Below are 16673 nucleotides of genomic sequence, written 5' to 3' on the forward strand. Positions count from 1 at the left end.
CTCCCCGCCCGCCACCGCCTCCGCCGCCTTCGGCACCGGCTTCGTCGAGGGCACCCCCGGCGCCACGGCACCCGGCCCCGCGGAGGAGTCGGCCACCGCGCGCAGCACTCGCACCTCCTCCGCCCGCCTCGCCACCGCCGCTCTCGGCTCCGCCCGCACGGCGCAGACCGGCTCGAAGGTCACCCGCCGCGTCGGCACCACCTCGACCCGACTGCGCGGCCCGAGGCTCGGCGCCGGGCTCACCACCGTCCCGTCCCGCCCGGCCGCCGACCCGATGGCCGCCCTGATGACCGAGGCGGTCCTCCCCGAGCGCAAGCGCTTCTGCTCGCACTGCGGCACCGCCGTCGGCCGCGGGCGCGACGGTCGGCCCGGCCGCACCGAGGGGTTCTGCCCCAACTGCCGCACGCCGTTCTCGTTCACCCCGCAGCTGGTGAAGGGCGATGTCGTCGGCGGCCAGTACGAGGTCGTCGGCTGCCTGGCCTACGGCGGCCTCGGCTGGATCTACCTCGCGCGCGACCGGAACGTCTCGGGGCGCTGGGTGGTGCTCAAGGGCCTGCTCAACTCCGGCGACCCCGACGCGTACGCCGCGGCCGTCACCGAGCGCCGGTTCCTGGCCGAGGTCGAGCACCCGCTGATCGTCGAGATCTACAACTTCGTCCTGCACGACGGCGCCGGCTACATCGTGATGGAGTACGTCGGCGGGCCGAGCCTCAAGCAGATCCTGAAGGAGCGGCTGGACGCCAACGGCGGCGCCGCGGATCCGCTGCCGGTGGACCAGGCGCTCGCCTTCGTGCTCGAGGTCATGCCCGCCTTCGCCTACCTGCACGACCACGGCCTGCTCTACTGCGACTTCAAGCCGGACAACATGATCCAGGTGGGCGACCAGGTCAAGCTGATCGACCTCGGCGGAGTGCGCCGGATCGACGACGAGGACTCCGCCATCTACGGCACCGTCGGGTACCAGGCTCCGGAGGTCGCCGACCTCGGTCCCTCGGTCGCCTCCGACGTCTACACGATCGGCCGAACGCTGGCCTCGCTGGTGCTCGACTTCCGCGGCAACCAGACGACCTTCGTCGCCTCGCTGCCGCCGGTGTCCGAGACACCGCTGTTCCAGCGGTACGACTCCTTCTACCGCCTGATCGCGAAGGCATGCGCTCCCGACCCGCAGGACCGCTTCGCCACGGTGGACGAGATGCGCGGCCAGCTGCTCGGAGTGCTGCGCGAGGTCGTCGCGACCGACCGCGGTCCCGGACACCCCGCGCTGCACTCGACGGAGTCGGCCCTGTTCGAGGCGCCCGTGGCCGACGTGGTCGACCGCGTCCCGCCGTGGGACGCGCTGCCGGCGCTCCGCCGCGACGAGTCCGATCCCGCCCGGTCGTGGCTCGCGGGCGTGAACGTCGCCGACCCGATCGTGCGCCTGCGCGCTCTCGCGCTCGCGCCCACCGTGACGGTCGAGGTGCGGCTCGCCCGCGCCCGGGCGGCGATCGAGGCGCAGCGCTGGGAGGAGGCGGCCCGCGCGACGGGCGAGATACTCACGGAGGACCCGTGGGAGTGGCGGGCGGTCTGGATGAGCGGCCTCGCCCAGCTCGCGCGCGGCGACGACATCGGGGCCCGCGCCTCCTTCAACACCGTCTACGGTCAGGTCCCCGGCGAGCTCGCCCCGAAGCTCGCGCTCGCCGCGGCGTGCGAGGCGAGCGGTGAGCCCGAGGTCGCCGAGTCCCTCTACGTGATCTGCGCCCGCGCCGACGCGAACTACACGGCACCCGCCGCCTTCGGTCTCGCCCGGGTGCGGCAGCTGCGCTCCGACCTCGACGGGGCGCTCGACGCGCTCGACATCGTCGCGCCCACGCGCTCCTCCTACTCCGACGCGCGCCGCCGCCGGGCGGAGCTGCTGGCGGAGTCGGGCCGCGGGCTGCCCGCGCTCTCGGCCGCCCTCGCGAGCGTCGACTCCGTGTCGATCGACCAGCGGACCCGCCTCGAGCTCACGACCCAGGTCCTCGCCTCCGCCCTCGAGCTGGTGCGGCGCGACGGCCCGGCCGAGGGAGCGACCCTCGGCGGAGTCGAGGCGAACGAGGCCGCCATCCGCGACGGCCTCGAGGCCTCCTACCGCGCGCTCGCCGCCTCCACTCGCGAGCGCGACGAGCGCCTGCGCCTCGTCGACCGGGCCAACGAGGTCCGACGCTGGACGCTGACATGAGCGGCGCGCTGTCGACTCCCTGCCCGAACTGCGGCGAGCCGGTCACGACGGGCGACGCGTTCTGCGAGGCCTGCGGGACGCCGCTGATCGTCGCGGCCACCTCCTCCGCTCCGCCCGTCGCCGTCGGAGGATCCGCCGCCTGCGTCTACTGCGGGGGAGCGGTCGCCGAGGACGGCTACTGCGAGCAGTGCGGACGCCCCGCTCCGACCGAGCGCGAGCACTGGGCCGAAGCGCCGCACCCGCTGGTCGGCGGCGTCTGCGACCGCGGGCTCCGGCACCCGGCCAACGAGGACGCGATGGCGCTCGGGGCGACCACCGGCGCCGACGGCTCTCTGAGGGCGGCGCTGCTCGTGGTCTGCGACGGGGTCTCCTCGACCCCCGACTCCGACAAGGCGTCGCTCGCCGCGGCCCGTGCAGCACTCAGCGCACTGCAGGCCGAGGTCGGCGGGGAGAGCGCGGGAGCGGACCGCTGGCGCGCGCTGCTGCAGATGGCCACCGCGCGCGCCTCCGGAGCGATCGACGCGGCCGTGCCCGAGAAGCGGTCGAATCCGCCCTCGTGCACCTTCACCGCGGCGGTGCTGGACGGCGCGCTGCTCGTCACGGGCAACGTGGGCGACAGCCGCAGCTACTGGATGCCGGACGCGGGCGAGCCGCGGCAGCTCACGGTCGACGATTCGTGGGCGCAGGAGCAGATCGCCTCGGGAGTGCCGCGGGAGCAGGCCGAGACGGCGCCCGACGCTCACGCCATCACCCGCTGGCTCGGCGCCGACGCGCACGACGAGGAGCCGCGGGTCGCCTCCGAGGAGCTGACCGAGCCGGGCTGGGTTCTGGTCTGCTCCGACGGGCTGTGGAACTACGCGTCCGCCGCCGAGGACCTGGCGCGCGTGCTGCGCGAGTCGCAGGAGCGGGTGGGCGCGGATCCGGTCACGCTCGCGGAGGCGCTGGTCGCCTGGGCGAACGAGCGCGGCGGGCACGACAACATCACGGCGGCGCTGGCGCGGTTCGACCCGGCGGGTGCGGCGGAGGCAGCGGCTGAAGCGTCCGCTGCCGAGGTGCACGGTGAGGAGATCGGCACAGCCGAGCAGGATGCTGCCGACTCCGGTGCCGATCCCGATGGTGCGGAGCCGGACGCTGCCGAGCCGGACGCTGCCGGCGCCGCCGACCTCGGCGCTGCGGGCCCGAGCGCGGCCGACCCCGATGCTGCGGACCCGCGCGCGGCCGACCCCGCCGCCTCGAGCCCCGATTCGGCGACGCCCTCGCCCGACGCCTCCCGTCCCACCGACTGAGCGCGCCGATCCGTCCAGACCACCCCTCCACCGCTGGACGGATCGGCACCCCCGCGGCCGTGGTCACGCCCCTACAGTCGTCGCCATGAGCATCGCCGAGCCCGCCACCGCCCTGTCCGTCGTCGGCCACTGGATCGACGGGGCTCCCTCGGCCTCCTCGTCCGGCCGCACCGCTCCCGTCTACGACCCGGCGCTGGGAGTCGCGACCAAGGAGGTCGCGCTCGCCGACTCCGCCGAGGTGGACGCCGCCGTCGCCTCCGCGAAGGCCGCCTTCCCCGCCTGGCGCGACACGTCGCTCGCGAAGCGGCAGCAGATCGTCTTCCGCTTCCGCGAGCTCCTCGAGGCGAAGAAGCAGGAGCTCGCCGAGCTGATCACGTCGGAGCACGGCAAGGTCGTCTCGGACGCGCTCGGCGAGATCACTCGCGGCCAGGAGGTCGTGGAGTTCGCGACCGGGCTCGCGCACCACCTCAAGGGCGAGTACTCGGAGCAGGTCTCCACGGGCGTCGACGTCTACTCGACCAAGCAGCCGCTGGGCGTGGTCGGGATCATCTCCCCCTTCAACTTCCCGGCGATGGTGCCGATGTGGTTCTTCCCCATCGCCATCGCCGCCGGCAACACCGTCGTGGTGAAGCCCTCCGAGAAGGACCCGTCCCCGGCGATCTGGCTCGGCGCCCTCTGGAAAGAGGCCGGCCTCCCCGACGGCGTCTACACGGTGCTCAACGGCGACAAGCAGGCCGTCGATGGGCTGCTCGAGCACCCCGACGTCCGCTCGATCTCGTTCGTCGGGTCGACCCCGATCGCGCAGTACGTCTACGAGACGGGCACGAAGCACGGCAAGCGCGTCCAGGCCCTCGGTGGGGCGAAGAACCACATGCTGGTGCTCCCCGACGCGGACCTCGACCTCGTCGCCGATTCCGCGATCAACGCCGGCTTCGGCTCGGCGGGGGAGCGGTGCATGGCGATCTCGGTCGTCGTCGCGGTCGAGCCCGTCGCCGACGAGCTCATCACCAAGATCCAGGACAGGGCCGCGACCCTGCGCACCGGCGACGGACGTCGTGGCTGCGACATGGGCCCGCTGATCACCGAGGCGCACCGCGACAAGGTCGCCTCCTACATCGCGATCGCGGAGGAGGACGGCGCCGAGGTCGTCATCGACGGGCGCGAGATCGAGGTGGACGGCGACGCGAACGGCTTCTGGCTCGGCCCGACCCTGCTCGACAAGGTCCCCACCACCTCCCGCGCCTACACGGAGGAGATCTTCGGCCCGGTGCTCTCCATCGTCCGCGTCGCCTCCTACGAGGAGGGCGTCGCACTCATCAACAACGGCGCCTTCGGCAACGGCACCGCGATCTTCACCAACGACGGAGGAGCGGCACGCCGCTTCCAGAACGAGGTCGAGGTCGGCATGATCGGCATCAACGTCCCCATCCCCGTCCCCGTCGCCACGTTCTCCTTCGGCGGCTGGAAGGCGTCCCTCTTCGGCGACACCAAGGCTCACGGAGCAGAAGGCGTCCGCTTCTTCACCCAGCAGAAGGCCATCACCAGCCGCTGGCTCGACCCCTCCCACGGCGGCATCAACCTCGGGTTCCCGCAGCATTCCTAGGCTCTCTCCTCCTTCGTCGTCGATCGCCCGCAGTCGGCCTGGGAGGGTGGTCGCGTCTCGCAGAGCGTCCTGCGTTCCGCGCACGTCGATCCGCTGAGACGCGGATCACCGGTTGCGCTCCGCGGTGCTCGTGAGGCTCTCTCCTCCTGGCGTCGTCGATCGCCCGCAGTCGCGGTACGCGACCCGCTCTTCCCCGCGCGACCACCCTCCCCAGCCGACCGCGGCCGATCGACGACGCAGGAGGAGAGAGGCTCTTGAGCACCGCGCAACCGGCGATCCGCGTGGGAGCGGATCGTCGTGCGCGGTACGCGACCCGCTCTTCCCATCGTTCCCGCGTTCTGAGGCCGACCGCGGCCGATCGACGACGAAGGAGGAGAGAGGCTTTCCAGCACCGCGCAACCGGCGATCCGCGTGGGAGCGGATCGTCGTGCGCGGTACGCGACCCGCTCTTCCCAGCGGGACCACCCTCCCCGGCCGACCGCGGCCGATCGACGACGCAGGAGGAGAGAGGCTTTCCAGCACCGCGCAACCGGCGATCCGCGTGGGAGCGGATCGTCGTGCGCGGTACGCGACCCGCTCTTCCCAGCGGGACCACCCTCCCCGGCCGACCGCGGCCGATCGACGACGAAGGAGGAGAGAAGCTCTTGAGCACCGCGCAACCGGCGATCCGCGTGGGAGCGGATCGTCGTGCGCGGTACGCGACCCGCTCTTCCCAGCGCGACCACCCTCCCCGGCCGACCGCGGCCGATCGACGACGCAGGAGGAGATCGGCTATGAGTGCAGCCGCAGCGCCGTCCAGAGCTCGGTGCGGGCGGAGACGTCGTCGAGGTCGAGGCCGAGGGCGCGCTCGACGGCGGTGATGCGGTTGCGGAGGGTGTGACGGTGCACGCCGAGGTCGCGGGCGGCGGGCTCCCAGGCGCCGTTGCGGCGGAGCCAGACGCGGGCGCTCTCGAGCAGCACGGCTCCCTCGGGGGTCAGCAGCGGTGCGAGCATCCGGCGGGCGAGCGGTGCTGCTCCGGCGGCGGCGAGGAGCCCGATCATCCCCTCGGCGGTGACGTCCTCGAACCGGACCACCGGCCCGTCTCCTGTCCGCTCGGCGGCGCGCCGCGCCTCCTCGAGGCCCCGGTCCAGGTCCGACCAGCCGATCGGGGCGGAGGCGCCGGCGCTCGCGCCGTGCCGCTCCAGCACGGCGGTCAGCGGCTCGAGTCCGTCGGCGGCGGCCACGGCGACGAGCGAGCCGTCCCTCTCGGCGAAGAACAGGCATGCGCCGTCCTCCTCCGCCACGACCTCCAGCTCGTCGAGGAGCGAGTCGCCGTGCACGGGCGCGCTCAGCACGACCACCCGCACGGGCTCGGCGGGCAGCGGGCTCCCCAGGCGCCGTGCGGTGCTCTCGGCGACGTCGAAGGCTCCCGCCGCCAGCAGCTCGAGCAGTCCGGAGCGCAGCTGCCGGCGGGAGGAGTCCAGCGCGCGCCGCTGCTCCAGCGCGATGCTCGCCAGGGCTATGACGCTCGCGACGAGGTCGCTGCCCGCCGGGTCCAGGGGCGTGCCCGTGCCCACGGCGAGCACCCCGCGCAGGTGGTCGCGGCGCCCGATCGTCTGCAGCGTCACACCGCCGCCGTCGTCGAGCCTGAGTCCTGCTCGGCTACCGCGGGTCAGCGCGTGCCTCGCGGCCGCGGCGACCGCCTCCTCCGCCGGCACGTCGAGCCGGGTGGGCAGGTGCACCCTCTGCCCGGCCGCGTCGTAGAGGGCGACCCAGCAGTCCAGCTGCCGCTCCAGCTCGGTGAGGATCGCCGCGAGCCCGTCCGGCCGCAGCGCCGCGCGGGCGACCCGCCGCTGCGCCTCGAGCGACCACTCCAGCCGCTCACGCTGCTCCCGCGAGATCACGTCGGCGACGAAGCGGATGATCCCCATGAACGGAGTCAGGTCCGCCACCTCCAGCAGCGGCAGGCCCTGGCGCTCGCACGCCGTGACGAGAGCGGCGGGCACCTCGTCGTGCACGATGCGGGTGGCGAAGCCGAGCGCGCGGATGCCGCGGCCGCGCAGCCGGGCGACGTACTCCTCCGAGAACTCGGCGCTGTCGTGCCCGGTGAAGTGGACGCCGTCGGTCAGCAGCAGCTGCCCCGACTCGAGCCAGGGCGTCGGATCGACGAGGTCCGAGGAGTGCGCCCACACCAGAGGGGCGTCGAGGTCGGCCTCGTCGTGGACGCCGGCGAGCACGCGCAGGCGGAAGGCCGGTTCGGCCAGCAGATCGCGGACGGTCGCGGGCATGCGCGGCTCCCTTCGACGTTCCGTCCATCGTAGGGTCCGCGGATCGACGGATCCGCACGCCCGCTTCCGAGGCGCGCGCGGCACGATGGGGAGCATGACGTCCTCGACCGCCCCCACCGTCCGCGACAACGCCTCGGTCACCGCCGCCGACCGGTCCCGCGTGTTCCACTCCTGGTCGGCGCAGGGCGCGCTGAACCCGCTGCCGATCGCAGGCGGTCTCGGCGCCGAGGTCTGGGACGTCGACGGCACCCGCTACCTCGACTTCTCGAGCCAGCTCGTCAACGTCACCATCGGCTACCAGCACCCGAAGGTCGTCGCCGCCATCCAGGAGCAGGCGGGCGTCCTCACCACCGTCGGCCCCGCCTACGCGAACGAGACCCGCGCCGAGGCGGCCCGCCTGATCACCGAGCGGGCGCCCGAGGGCATGGAGAAGGTCTTCTTCACCAACGGCGGCGCGGACGCGAACGAGAACGCGATCCGCATGGCGCGGCTGTTCACCGGCCGCGACAAGGTCGTCTCGCTGTACCGCTCGTACCACGGCAACACGGGAGCGGCGATCGTCTCGACCGGCGACTGGCGCCGCATCCCCAACGAGTACTCCCGCGGGCACTTGCACGCCTTCGGGCCCTACCTGTACCGCAGCGAGTTCTGGGCCGAGACCCTCGAGCAGGAGTGCGAGCGCGCCCTCCACCACCTCGAGCGCGTCGTGCAGGCGGAGGGGCCGGAGTCGATCGCCGCGTTCCTCCTCGAGACCATCCCCGGCACCGCCGGCGTGCTCACCCCGCCGCCCGGCTACCTCGCGGGTGTCCGCGAGATCGCCGACCGGTACGGCATCCAGCTGATCCTCGACGAGGTCATGGCGGGCTTCGGCCGCACGGGGGAGTGGTTCGCCTTCGACGCCTTCGACGTGCGCCCCGACCTGATCACCTTCGCGAAGGGCGTGAACTCCGGCTACGTCCCGATCGGCGGCGTCGTCATCTCGGATCCGATCGCCCACCACTTCGACGAGCGCGTCTTCCCCGGCGGACTCACCTACTCAGGCCACCCGCTCGCCGCGGCCAGCGTCGTCGCGACGCTCGAGGCGATGGAGGAGGAGGGGATCGTCGACAACGCGCGCACCATCGGCTCGGAGCACCTGGCCCCCGGCCTGGCGGCGCTCGAGGCGAAGCACGACCTGATCGGCGAGGTCCGGGGCTCCGGAGTGTTCTGGGCCCTGGAGCTGGTCACCGACCGGTCCGCGCGTACCCCGCTGCCGGCGGCCTCCGTCGCCCGCCTCAAGACCGACCTGCTGTCCCGCGGTCTCCTGCCCTTCACCGCCGACAACCGGATCCACGTGGTCCCGCCGGCCGTCATCACCCCCGCCGAGGTCGCCCGCGGCCTCGGCATCCTCGACGACGCCCTCACCGCCTTCAACGGCTGACCGCACTCCGTTCCGCGGGGAGCGGCGTCCTCGCGGGGCGTATCCGGGGATCCGCGTTCCAGCGGATCCGCGTCGCCGTGCGCGACCCGCTCCTCGGGACCCGGCCCCGCGCTGGAGCCGACTGCAGGATGCCGCGAAGGCAGCGGCGCCGTCGCGACGCGTATCCGGGGATCCGCGTTCCAGCGGATCCGCGTCGCCGTGCGCGACCCGCTCCTCGGGACCCGGCCATGCGCTGGAGCCGACTGCGGGACGCCGCGCGGGGAGCGGCGCCGTCGCGAGGCGTATCCGGGGATCCGCGTTCCAGCGGATCCGCGTCGCCGTGCGCATCCCGCTCCTCGGGACCCGGCCATGCGCTCGAGCCGACTGCGGGACGCCGCGCGGGGAGCGGCGTCCTAACCAGCACTGTGCAAGGCGAACGCCGTCACGAACCCGAGGACCGCGTACAGCCCGGTGAGCACGTCGTCGCGGTCGAACGCCTCGGGGATCATCGTGTTCGAGATCATGGCGAGGATCGCGCCGGCGGCGACGGTCGTCACGAAGGCCACGACCGCGCCCGGTGCGGCGGCGAAGACCAGGAAGCCGACCAGCGCTGCGGCGGCCGAGATCGCGGCGATCCCGCCCCAGACGGTGAAGACGTAGCGGGCGGAGCGGCCGTCGGCCTTCATGCCGACGGTCGAGGACAGGCCCTCGGGGAGGTTCGAGATCGCGACCGCGGCGACGATGGGCACGCTGATCGCCGCTCCCGCTCCGCCCTGGGCGACTGAGAGGCCGAGCACGATCGATTCGGGGACCCCGTCGATCAGGGCGCCGGCCGCGATGGCCGCGCCTCCTCCTCCGCCCGACCCCTTCGCGCTCTTGCGGTTCCCCGCGCCGGCGCGGGTGAGCAGCGCGTCCGCGCCGACGAAGACGACGGCTCCCGCGAGCGTGCCGAGGATCGTCGGGAGCAGTCCTCCGTCGTCCGCCGCCTCCTGCACGAGCTCGTAGGCGAGCGCCGAGATCAGCACCCCTGCTCCGAACGCGGAGATCGCGGCGGTGAGCTTCGGGGGCACGCGCACGAACCAGGCGAGCGCGGCGCCGATCAGGAGGGTGGCGCCGCCGATGGCGCCGCTGGCGAGGGCGAGGGTCCAGGGAGGCACGGCTCCACCCTGGCACCGGCGGTGTCCGGCCGCGGCGGGCTTGACGGGGGCGCTCCGGCGGCGCTCGACCCGCCTCCGCCCGCCCCGACAGCTGTCGTGCAGGCGTCGGGCCGCGATGCCCGGCCGATCCTCGGCGATGGAGGGCCGCTCGGGCCGGGCGTCCCCGTAAACTGCCGGAATGGCGGAGTTCAGCGCGAGTGTTTTCCAGAACGAGTTCCTCTCGGACGGCGCCACCGACGTGCACGCCATCGTCACGGTGACCGCGTCCGGCACGGGGGTCGCCGGGTCCGACGGGGCCGCGGCCGAGATCATCATCGTCGACTGCTCCGGATCGATGACCGGCGAGAACATGACGGCCGCGAAGCGCGCCGCCGCCGTGGCCGTCGACCAGATCCTGGACGGCACCTTCTTCGCCGTCGTGGCCGGATCCGAGCGCGCCGACCGCGCCTTCCCGTACCCCAACGCCACCGTCTCGATGGTGCGGATGGAGCCGGGGGCGCGGGCCGCGGCGAAGGAGGCGATCGGCTACCTCCAGGCCGACGGCGGCACCGCGATGGGCACCTGGCTGACCCTCGCCCGCCAGCTGTTCGCGACCGTGCCGGAGGCGACGCAGAGGCACGCGATCCTCCTCACCGACGGCAAGAACGAGCACGAGTCGCGGATGCAGCTGGACGCGGCGATCCGCGCGGCGTCGGGCGACTTCCAGTGCGACGTGCGCGGCGTCGGCTCCCGCTGGATCGTCGAGGAGGCGCGCACCATCGCGAGCGCCCTGCTGGGCACCGTGGGCCTGATCGCGAACCCGGCCGACATGGCTGCCGACTTCGAGTCGCTGATGCGGGCGTCGATGGGCCGGGGAGTCGCCAACGGCGAGCTCCGCGTCTGGACTCCGCAGGGCGCGCAGCTGCTCTTCGTCCGCCAGGTCGCTCCGAACCTCGAGGACCTCAGCTCCCGGCGGAACGCCGTGAACCCGCTCACCGGCGCCTACCCGACCGGCGCCTGGGGCGACGAGTCGCGGGAGTACCACGTGGCGGTCCGGGTCGCGTCGAAGCCGGTCGGCTCGGAGCAGCTCGCCGCGCGGGTGCAGCTCAGCGTGCGCGACGAGGTGGTCGCCTCCGCCCTGGTGAAGGCGCGCTGGACGGACGACTCCGCCCTGACCGCCCGCATCGACCCCGCCGTCGCCCACTACACCGGCCAGACCGAGCTCGCCTCCGCGATCCAGGATGGGCTCGCGGCCAAGGCGCGGGGCGACGAGGCGACCGCCACGGTCAAGCTCGGGCGGGCGGTGCAGCTCGCCTCCGTCACCGGGAACGACGAGGCGACCGCGAAGCTGCGGAAGGTCGTCGAGATCGACAACCCGAACGAGGGCACCGTGCGGCTCAAGCGCGGCGTGGACCGCCTCGACGAGATGGCGCTGGACACCGCGTCGACCAAGACCACGCGGGTGCGCAAGTGAGCTTCCGCTGCCCCGAGGGGCACACCTCGCAGTCCGGGGACTACTGCGACGTCTGCGGGGCGCCCATCGGTGCCGCTGCGGCCCCGTCGCCCGCTCCCGCCGCGCCGACCACCGCGATCCCGACCGGCCCCTCGGTCTGCCCGCACTGCTCGTTCCCGAACGAGCCCGGCGCCCTGTTCTGCGAGAACTGCGGCTACGACTTCACGACCGGCTCCCTCCCCGAGGCCGATCCGTTCACCTCCTCCGGCGCCGTCCGCGCTCCGGGCGAGGTCGGCGGCTCCGCGACGCCGTCGGGGGACCCGGCCCAGCACCTGGGCGAGGCGCCCGCGCCGCAGGCCGATCCCGCGGCTCCGACCGAGCTGGTCCCGGAGCAGGAGGCCGGCTTCGACACCCCCGTCGCGACCGCGCCGCCCGCCGCTCCGCCGACCGAGGTGATCCCGGAGGCCCCTGCACCCGAGGCCGCAGCCCCCGACCCGGCACCCGGGGCCTCAGCGTCGGAGGAGGAGGCTGCGTCCGCGCCGGCCACCGGCTCCGCCCGCCCCGCCGCCGCCTCCGCGGACCCGGACCGCCCGTGGATCGCCGAGCTCTGGGTCGACCCGGAGTGGTACGCCGAGCAGCGCGCCGACGACCCCATGCCCTCGCCCGGCCCGCCCGCGACCGTCGTCCTCCGCGAGCGCACCCTGCTCGTCGGCCGCCCGTCCGTCTCCCGCGGCATCTCGCCGCAGGTGGACTGCGGCTCCGACTCCGGTGTCTCGCGGCGCCACTGCCAGCTGAGCACCGACGGCTACCGCTGGTGGGTCGAGGATCTGCAGTCGGCGAACGGCACGTACCTCGCCCCGGCCGGGGCGCCGCTCCCGCAGTCGCCGATCGCCGCCGGGCAGCGCCGCGAGGTCGAGGAGGGCGACCGGATCTACGTGGGCGCCTGGACGCGGATCGTGCTCCGTCCCGCGTTCCCCGGCGAGGCCTAGGGCCCCGCGCCCGGTCGGTCAGCGACCGGCGAGCGCTCCGAGCATCCACGACAGCGCCGCGATCGCGCCGACGCCGACCACGCTCGAGCCGATGATCACGGAGCGCCGGATCCGTGCCGCGCGCGAGTCCGAGGCGGTCGGCGGGCCCGAAGCCGAGCCCGTCGTCATCCCGCCGCGGAGCCGGTGCGCGACCTCGTCGGCGGTCGGCCGCTTCTCCGGGTCCCTCTGTGTCATCGAGGTCAGCAGCGCCCGCCACTCCGCCGGCAGGGTGTCGGGCACGGAGGGGCTGCGGTGGAGGCGGGCGATCGCCGCCTCGAGGACGGTGCCCGAGTACTCCCGGTGTCCGGTGATCGCCTCGAGGAGGACCAGGCCGAGGGAGAAGACGTCGCTCGCTCCGCTGATCGGCTCGCCCGCGACCTGCTCCGGGCTGACGAAGCTCGCGGTGCCGATCACGACGCCGTCGCTGGTGAGGCGGGAGCCGTCCATGAAGTGGGCCACGCCGAAGTCGGTGAGCTTGGCGGTGCGGGCGTAGCCGCTGGAGGCGACCTCGCTGACCAGGATGTTCGCGGGCTTCACGTCGCGGTGCACGACGCCGCGCTCGTGCAGGTAGGCCAGGGCCTCGGCGAGCTGCGTGCCGATCGCCGCGACCTCCGCCGCCGGGAGGGGGCCGGACTCGAGCCGCGCCTCCATCGTGGGGTCGGCGACGAGCTCCATCACGACGTAGCGGCGGACCTCGCCGCCGAAGTTGTGCAGCCCCGCGTCGAAGAGGTTGACGATGCCGGGGTGGGCGAAGGAGCTCAGCATCCGCACCTCGCGCTCCTGGCGGGCCACGTCCTCGGGGTTCGAGGCCTCCGCGCGGAACACCTTCACGGCGACCTCGCGCTGCACGGTCTCGTCGCGGGCCCGGTAGACCGAGCCCATCCCGCCGGAGCCGATGCGCTCGATCAGGTAGTAGCGGCCGGCCACCTTCTGCTGGGCGGCGTTCGCGGCGACGGTACTCATGGCGATCCCGCCTTCCGCTCGAACGGTGCGCTCCGGAGCGCACGAGGTGGGCGCCTGCGACGACGGTACCGCGGGGCGGCGCCGGCCGGGTCGGCGGAACGGGGGGATTGACACTCCCGGCCCCGGACGGGGGGACGAATGGCCGCTCAGCGCACCGATCCGCACCCCCGGCCGCGGGGTCAGCGGAGGCCGCTGCGCGCGAAGCCCTGCACGAAGTAGCGCTGGAACACCAGGAACAGCACCACCATCGGCACGACGTTCACCAGGGCGAACGCCATGGTCGCTCCGTAGTCGCTGCCGAACTGCCCCTGGAGGAAGAGCAGCCCGATCGGGAGCGTGAACAGCGCGTTCTCCTTCAGGGCGATGAGCGGCCAGGCGAAGTCGTTCCAGGAGCCGAGCAGCGACATGAAGAAGAGCACGGCGATGAGCGGCTTCGAGAGGGGGAGGACGATGGCCGTGAACACGCGGAAGTGCCCGGCGCCGTCGATCCGGGCCGCCTCGATCAGGTCCCGCGGGATCGCGAGGATGAACTGCCGCGCCAGGAACAGCCCGAACGCCGAGGCCGCCGTCGGCAGGATCACCGCCCAGTAGCTCCCGTAGAGGCCGAGGTCGGTGACGAGCCGGAACAGCGCCACCATGATCACCTGCACGGGCAGGGTGAGCGTCGACAGGGCCAGGAGGAAGAGCACTCCGGATCCGCGGAACCGCAGCTGCGCGAAGGCGTAGCCGCCGAGCAGGTTGATCGTCACGGTGATCAGCGCGGTGACCAGGCTGATCGCGAGGGAGTTGCCGAACCAGGTCGCCACGGGGAACGACGAGAACACCCGCTCGAAGTTCACCAGCGTCAGCTCGCGCGGCCAGAGGCGGAGGGTGCCGCCGAGCAGCTCGGACCGCGAGGAGAACGCGACGACGACCATCCAGTACAGCGGGAAGACGATGACCACCGAGACGGCGAGGGCGAGGGCGAGGCGGAGCAGGCGCGAGGTGCGCGACGTGCGGATCATTCGACGAGGTCCCTCGAGCGGTTGGTGCGCCACTGCACCGCGGTGAAGATCATGGTCAGGATCAGCAGCACGATGCCGATGGCCGCGGCGTAGCCCTGGTCGCGGGTGACGAAACCGGTGTCGTAGGCGTAGGTCACGAGCACCGAGGTCGCGTTCTGCGGTCCGCCGCCGGTGAGCACGAAGACGATGTCGAACACCTGGAACGAGTAGATGACGTTGAGGATGAGCAGGAAGAACGACGACGGGCCGACCAGCGGCAGCGTCACGTGGCGGAACTGCTGCCACGCGTTCGCTCCGTCGAGCCGGGCCGCCTCGTAGAGCGCCGGGTTCACCCCCTGCAGCCCCGCCAGGTAGATCAGCATGTTGAAGCCGGTGCGCCACCACAGGGTGACGAGCACCACGGAGGCGAAGGCCGCCGCTCCGCCCGACTGCCAGGCGATGCGGGGGAGGCCGATCGTCTGGAGCATGCCGTCGAGCACGCCGCTGTTCTCGTCGAAGATCAGCACGCCCATCAGCGCCGTCGCCACTCCGGAGACCGCCATCGGCAGGATGAGGATGCTGCGGAACACCGGCCGCGCGGGCAGCACCGAGTTCATCAGCACCGCCGCGCCGAGGCCCAGCGCCATCGAGAGCGGGGTCACGATCAGGGTGAACAGCGCCGTGTTCAACGTCGAGCGCCAGAAGAGGCCGTCGCCGAGCAGCCGCGCGTAGTTGTCGAGTCCGACGAAGACGCCGTCGCCGAAGCCGTTCGTGCGCTGGAAGCCGATCAGGAACGCGCCGCCCAGGGGGACGAACACGAACAGGCCGAGCATCAGCAGGTTCGGCGCGAGGAACGCGTAGGCGGCCGCCGTCTCGCGGGCGGGGGCGCGGGAGGTGCGCCGGAGGCGGTGACCGCCCGCCTCCGGCGCGAGGACCGACCGGCTCACTTCGTCGCGGCCGCGATGCCGGAGGTGAGACCGGCGATGGTGTCCTCGGTGCTGCGCCCGCCGACGAAGGCCTGCTCCAGCTGCTCCTTGAGCACCGTGATGATCGCGGCCATGTCGGGCGAGGCGACCTGCGCCGAGTCGGACGCCTGGACGGTGCCCGCCTGGCCGAGGAACACCTCGGCGAGCTCGGGGCGCACGGCGAACTCGATGCCCGACTCCGTGAGGTCGCGACGGGTGGGGAGGAGGGAGGCGCCGGCGCAGAAGTCGCGCATCGCCTCCTCCTCCGTCACGAACGCGAGGAAGGAGGCGGCCAGCTCCGGGTTCTTCGCGGCCTTGGTCGCGACGAGGGCGTTGCCGCCGAAGTCGCCGCCTCCGCGCACGTTGCGCGGGGAGTAGGTGGCGCCCCACTCGAAGTCGAGGGTGGAGTCGGCGTCGGGGATGAGGAACGCGCCGGCGAAGGTCATCGCGGTGGTCTGCGAGTACCAGAGGTCGCTGGCGTAGGTGGTCGCCTGCACAGAGCTGCTTGGCGGCACGAGGCCGTCGGTGAAGAAGCTGCGGCTGAAGTCGATCGCGGCGCGGCCGGCGGCGGAGTCGATCGCGGGCCCGGACAGGTCCTCGGTGAGGAAACGGCCGTCGGCCTGGAAGAGCAGGCTGAGCCAGCGCGTGACGCCGTTGCCCTGCCAGTTGTAGGCGAAGGGGTAGCGCTCGGCGGGGAGCGAGGCGCGCAGCTTCCGCCCGACCTCGGTGAACTCCTCCCAGGTCCACGCCTCCTCGGGCGAGGCGGGGAAGGAGGTGACGCCCGCGTCGGCCAGCACCTGCGTGTTGTAGAGGATCAGCGAGGTGTCGGTGTGGTGGGGGACGCCGAAGGGGCTCCCGCCGCTCTGCACTGCGGCCCAGGCCGGATCGGTGAACCGCTCGGCGACGTCGGAGTCGAGGAAGCCCGACAGGTCCAGGAGCTGGTCGCGGCCGGCGTAGCTGCCGAACGTGTAGTACGGGACCCGGAAGACGTCCGGCGGGTTCCCCGCCTGCAGCTGCGCGTCGATGTTGGTGAACATCTGCTCGTACGGGACCGCGTTGAGGCTCACGGTGGCGCCGGCGTTCGCCGTCTGGAACGCGTCGATCGCGCGCTGGAAGCCGGCCAGCTCGGCGTCGGTGCCCCAGGTGGTGAAGGTGAGGGTGTCGCTGCCGGCGCTCGCCGCGGGGCCCGCGGGGGCGAAGCCGCAGCCGGAGAGGACCGGGACGGAGGCGGCGACGCCGAGCGCTCCGAGGAAGCGGCGGCGGTCGAGGACCGCGCGTCCGAGCTGCGAGAGGTCGAGAGCCCCCGCGGGGAGCCCCTTGCTGGTCAGGCCCATGACGGCCTCCTTCCGGGGGCCAGCGGCAGGCTCCCGGGGGCAGGCTATTCCGGCAGGG

12 protein-coding genes are annotated in these 16673 nt (G+C 73.3%); 6 read left to right on the forward strand and 6 right to left on the reverse strand.

Annotation, left to right across the window (positions count from 1 at the left end):
* The 3 genes from C5C69_RS13380 to C5C69_RS13390 form a co-directional block, all read left to right on the forward strand.
* The coding region (locus C5C69_RS13380; RefSeq protein ID WP_104258099.1) for a serine/threonine-protein kinase at positions 1 to 2197 on the forward strand (2197 nt) is incomplete at its 5' end.
* A complete protein-coding gene (locus C5C69_RS13385) occupies positions 2194 to 3483 on the forward strand; it encodes a PP2C family serine/threonine-protein phosphatase (RefSeq protein ID WP_181067774.1) in 1290 nt (429 codons plus the stop codon). The genes C5C69_RS13380 and C5C69_RS13385, both read left to right, overlap by 4 nt.
* Before the next feature lie 85 nt (positions 3484 to 3568).
* Positions 3569 to 5086 carry a CoA-acylating methylmalonate-semialdehyde dehydrogenase gene (locus tag C5C69_RS13390; RefSeq protein ID WP_104233138.1) on the forward strand — a complete coding sequence of 506 codons (1518 nt, stop codon included), beginning with the start codon at positions 3569 to 3571 and terminating at the stop codon, positions 5084 to 5086.
* A gap of 771 nt (positions 5087 to 5857) precedes the next feature.
* Here C5C69_RS13390 and C5C69_RS13395 read toward each other — a convergent pair.
* The gene (locus C5C69_RS13395) at positions 5858 to 7354 is read right to left on the reverse strand and encodes a PucR family transcriptional regulator (protein ID WP_181067775.1); all 1497 of its coding nucleotides are present in this window, start codon (positions 7352 to 7354) and stop codon (positions 5858 to 5860) included.
* A gap of 94 nt (positions 7355 to 7448) precedes the next feature.
* Here C5C69_RS13395 and C5C69_RS13400 point away from each other — a divergent pair, with 94 nt between their 5' ends.
* Positions 7449 to 8774, forward strand: coding sequence for an aspartate aminotransferase family protein (locus C5C69_RS13400; protein ID WP_104233140.1), 1326 nt, complete (start codon positions 7449 to 7451; stop codon positions 8772 to 8774).
* A 392-nt stretch (positions 8775 to 9166) separates the two neighbouring features.
* Here C5C69_RS13400 and C5C69_RS13405 read toward each other — a convergent pair whose 3' ends face one another.
* Positions 9167 to 9910: a ZIP family metal transporter gene (locus tag C5C69_RS13405; protein ID WP_104233141.1), complete on the reverse strand. Its 744-nt coding sequence runs from the start codon at positions 9908 to 9910 to the stop codon at positions 9167 to 9169.
* A 178-nt stretch (positions 9911 to 10088) separates the two neighbouring features.
* On the opposite strand from C5C69_RS13405, the gene C5C69_RS13410 reads away from it, so the two are divergent.
* Complete coding sequence (locus C5C69_RS13410) at positions 10089 to 11363, forward strand: VWA domain-containing protein (RefSeq protein ID WP_104238603.1); 1275 nt, start codon at positions 10089 to 10091, stop codon at positions 11361 to 11363.
* Positions 11360 to 12331, forward strand: a complete 972-nt coding sequence (locus C5C69_RS13415; protein WP_104258100.1) for an FHA domain-containing protein — start codon at positions 11360 to 11362, stop codon at positions 12329 to 12331. The genes C5C69_RS13410 and C5C69_RS13415 overlap by 4 nt, the downstream gene beginning before the upstream one ends.
* Before the next feature lie 18 nt (positions 12332 to 12349).
* On the opposite strand, the gene C5C69_RS13420 is transcribed toward C5C69_RS13415, so the two are convergent.
* The 4 genes from C5C69_RS13420 to C5C69_RS13435 form a co-directional block, all read right to left on the reverse strand.
* On the reverse strand, positions 12350 to 13333 hold the full coding sequence (locus C5C69_RS13420; RefSeq protein ID WP_104258101.1) for a serine/threonine-protein kinase: 984 nt from the start codon (positions 13331 to 13333) through the stop codon (positions 12350 to 12352).
* 179 nt (positions 13334 to 13512) lie between these two features.
* Entirely contained in the window at positions 13513 to 14337 is an 825-nt protein-coding gene (locus tag C5C69_RS13425; RefSeq protein ID WP_104233145.1) for a carbohydrate ABC transporter permease, read from the reverse strand.
* Positions 14334 to 15263 (reverse strand): carbohydrate ABC transporter permease, encoded by a 930-nt coding sequence (locus tag C5C69_RS13430; protein ID WP_258067535.1) that lies wholly within the window; start codon positions 15261 to 15263, stop codon positions 14334 to 14336. The genes C5C69_RS13425 and C5C69_RS13430 overlap by 4 nt, the downstream gene beginning before the upstream one ends.
* Positions 15260 to 16615, reverse strand: a complete 1356-nt coding sequence (locus tag C5C69_RS13435) for a sugar ABC transporter substrate-binding protein (protein ID WP_104258102.1) — start codon at positions 16613 to 16615, stop codon at positions 15260 to 15262. Before C5C69_RS13435 ends, C5C69_RS13430 begins: the two co-directional genes overlap by 4 nt.
* Positions 16616 to 16673 lie beyond the last annotated feature (58 nt).

This window comes from Rathayibacter sp. AY1C7 (assembly GCF_002931865.1).
GTDB lineage: Bacteria > Actinomycetota > Actinomycetes > Actinomycetales > Microbacteriaceae > Rathayibacter.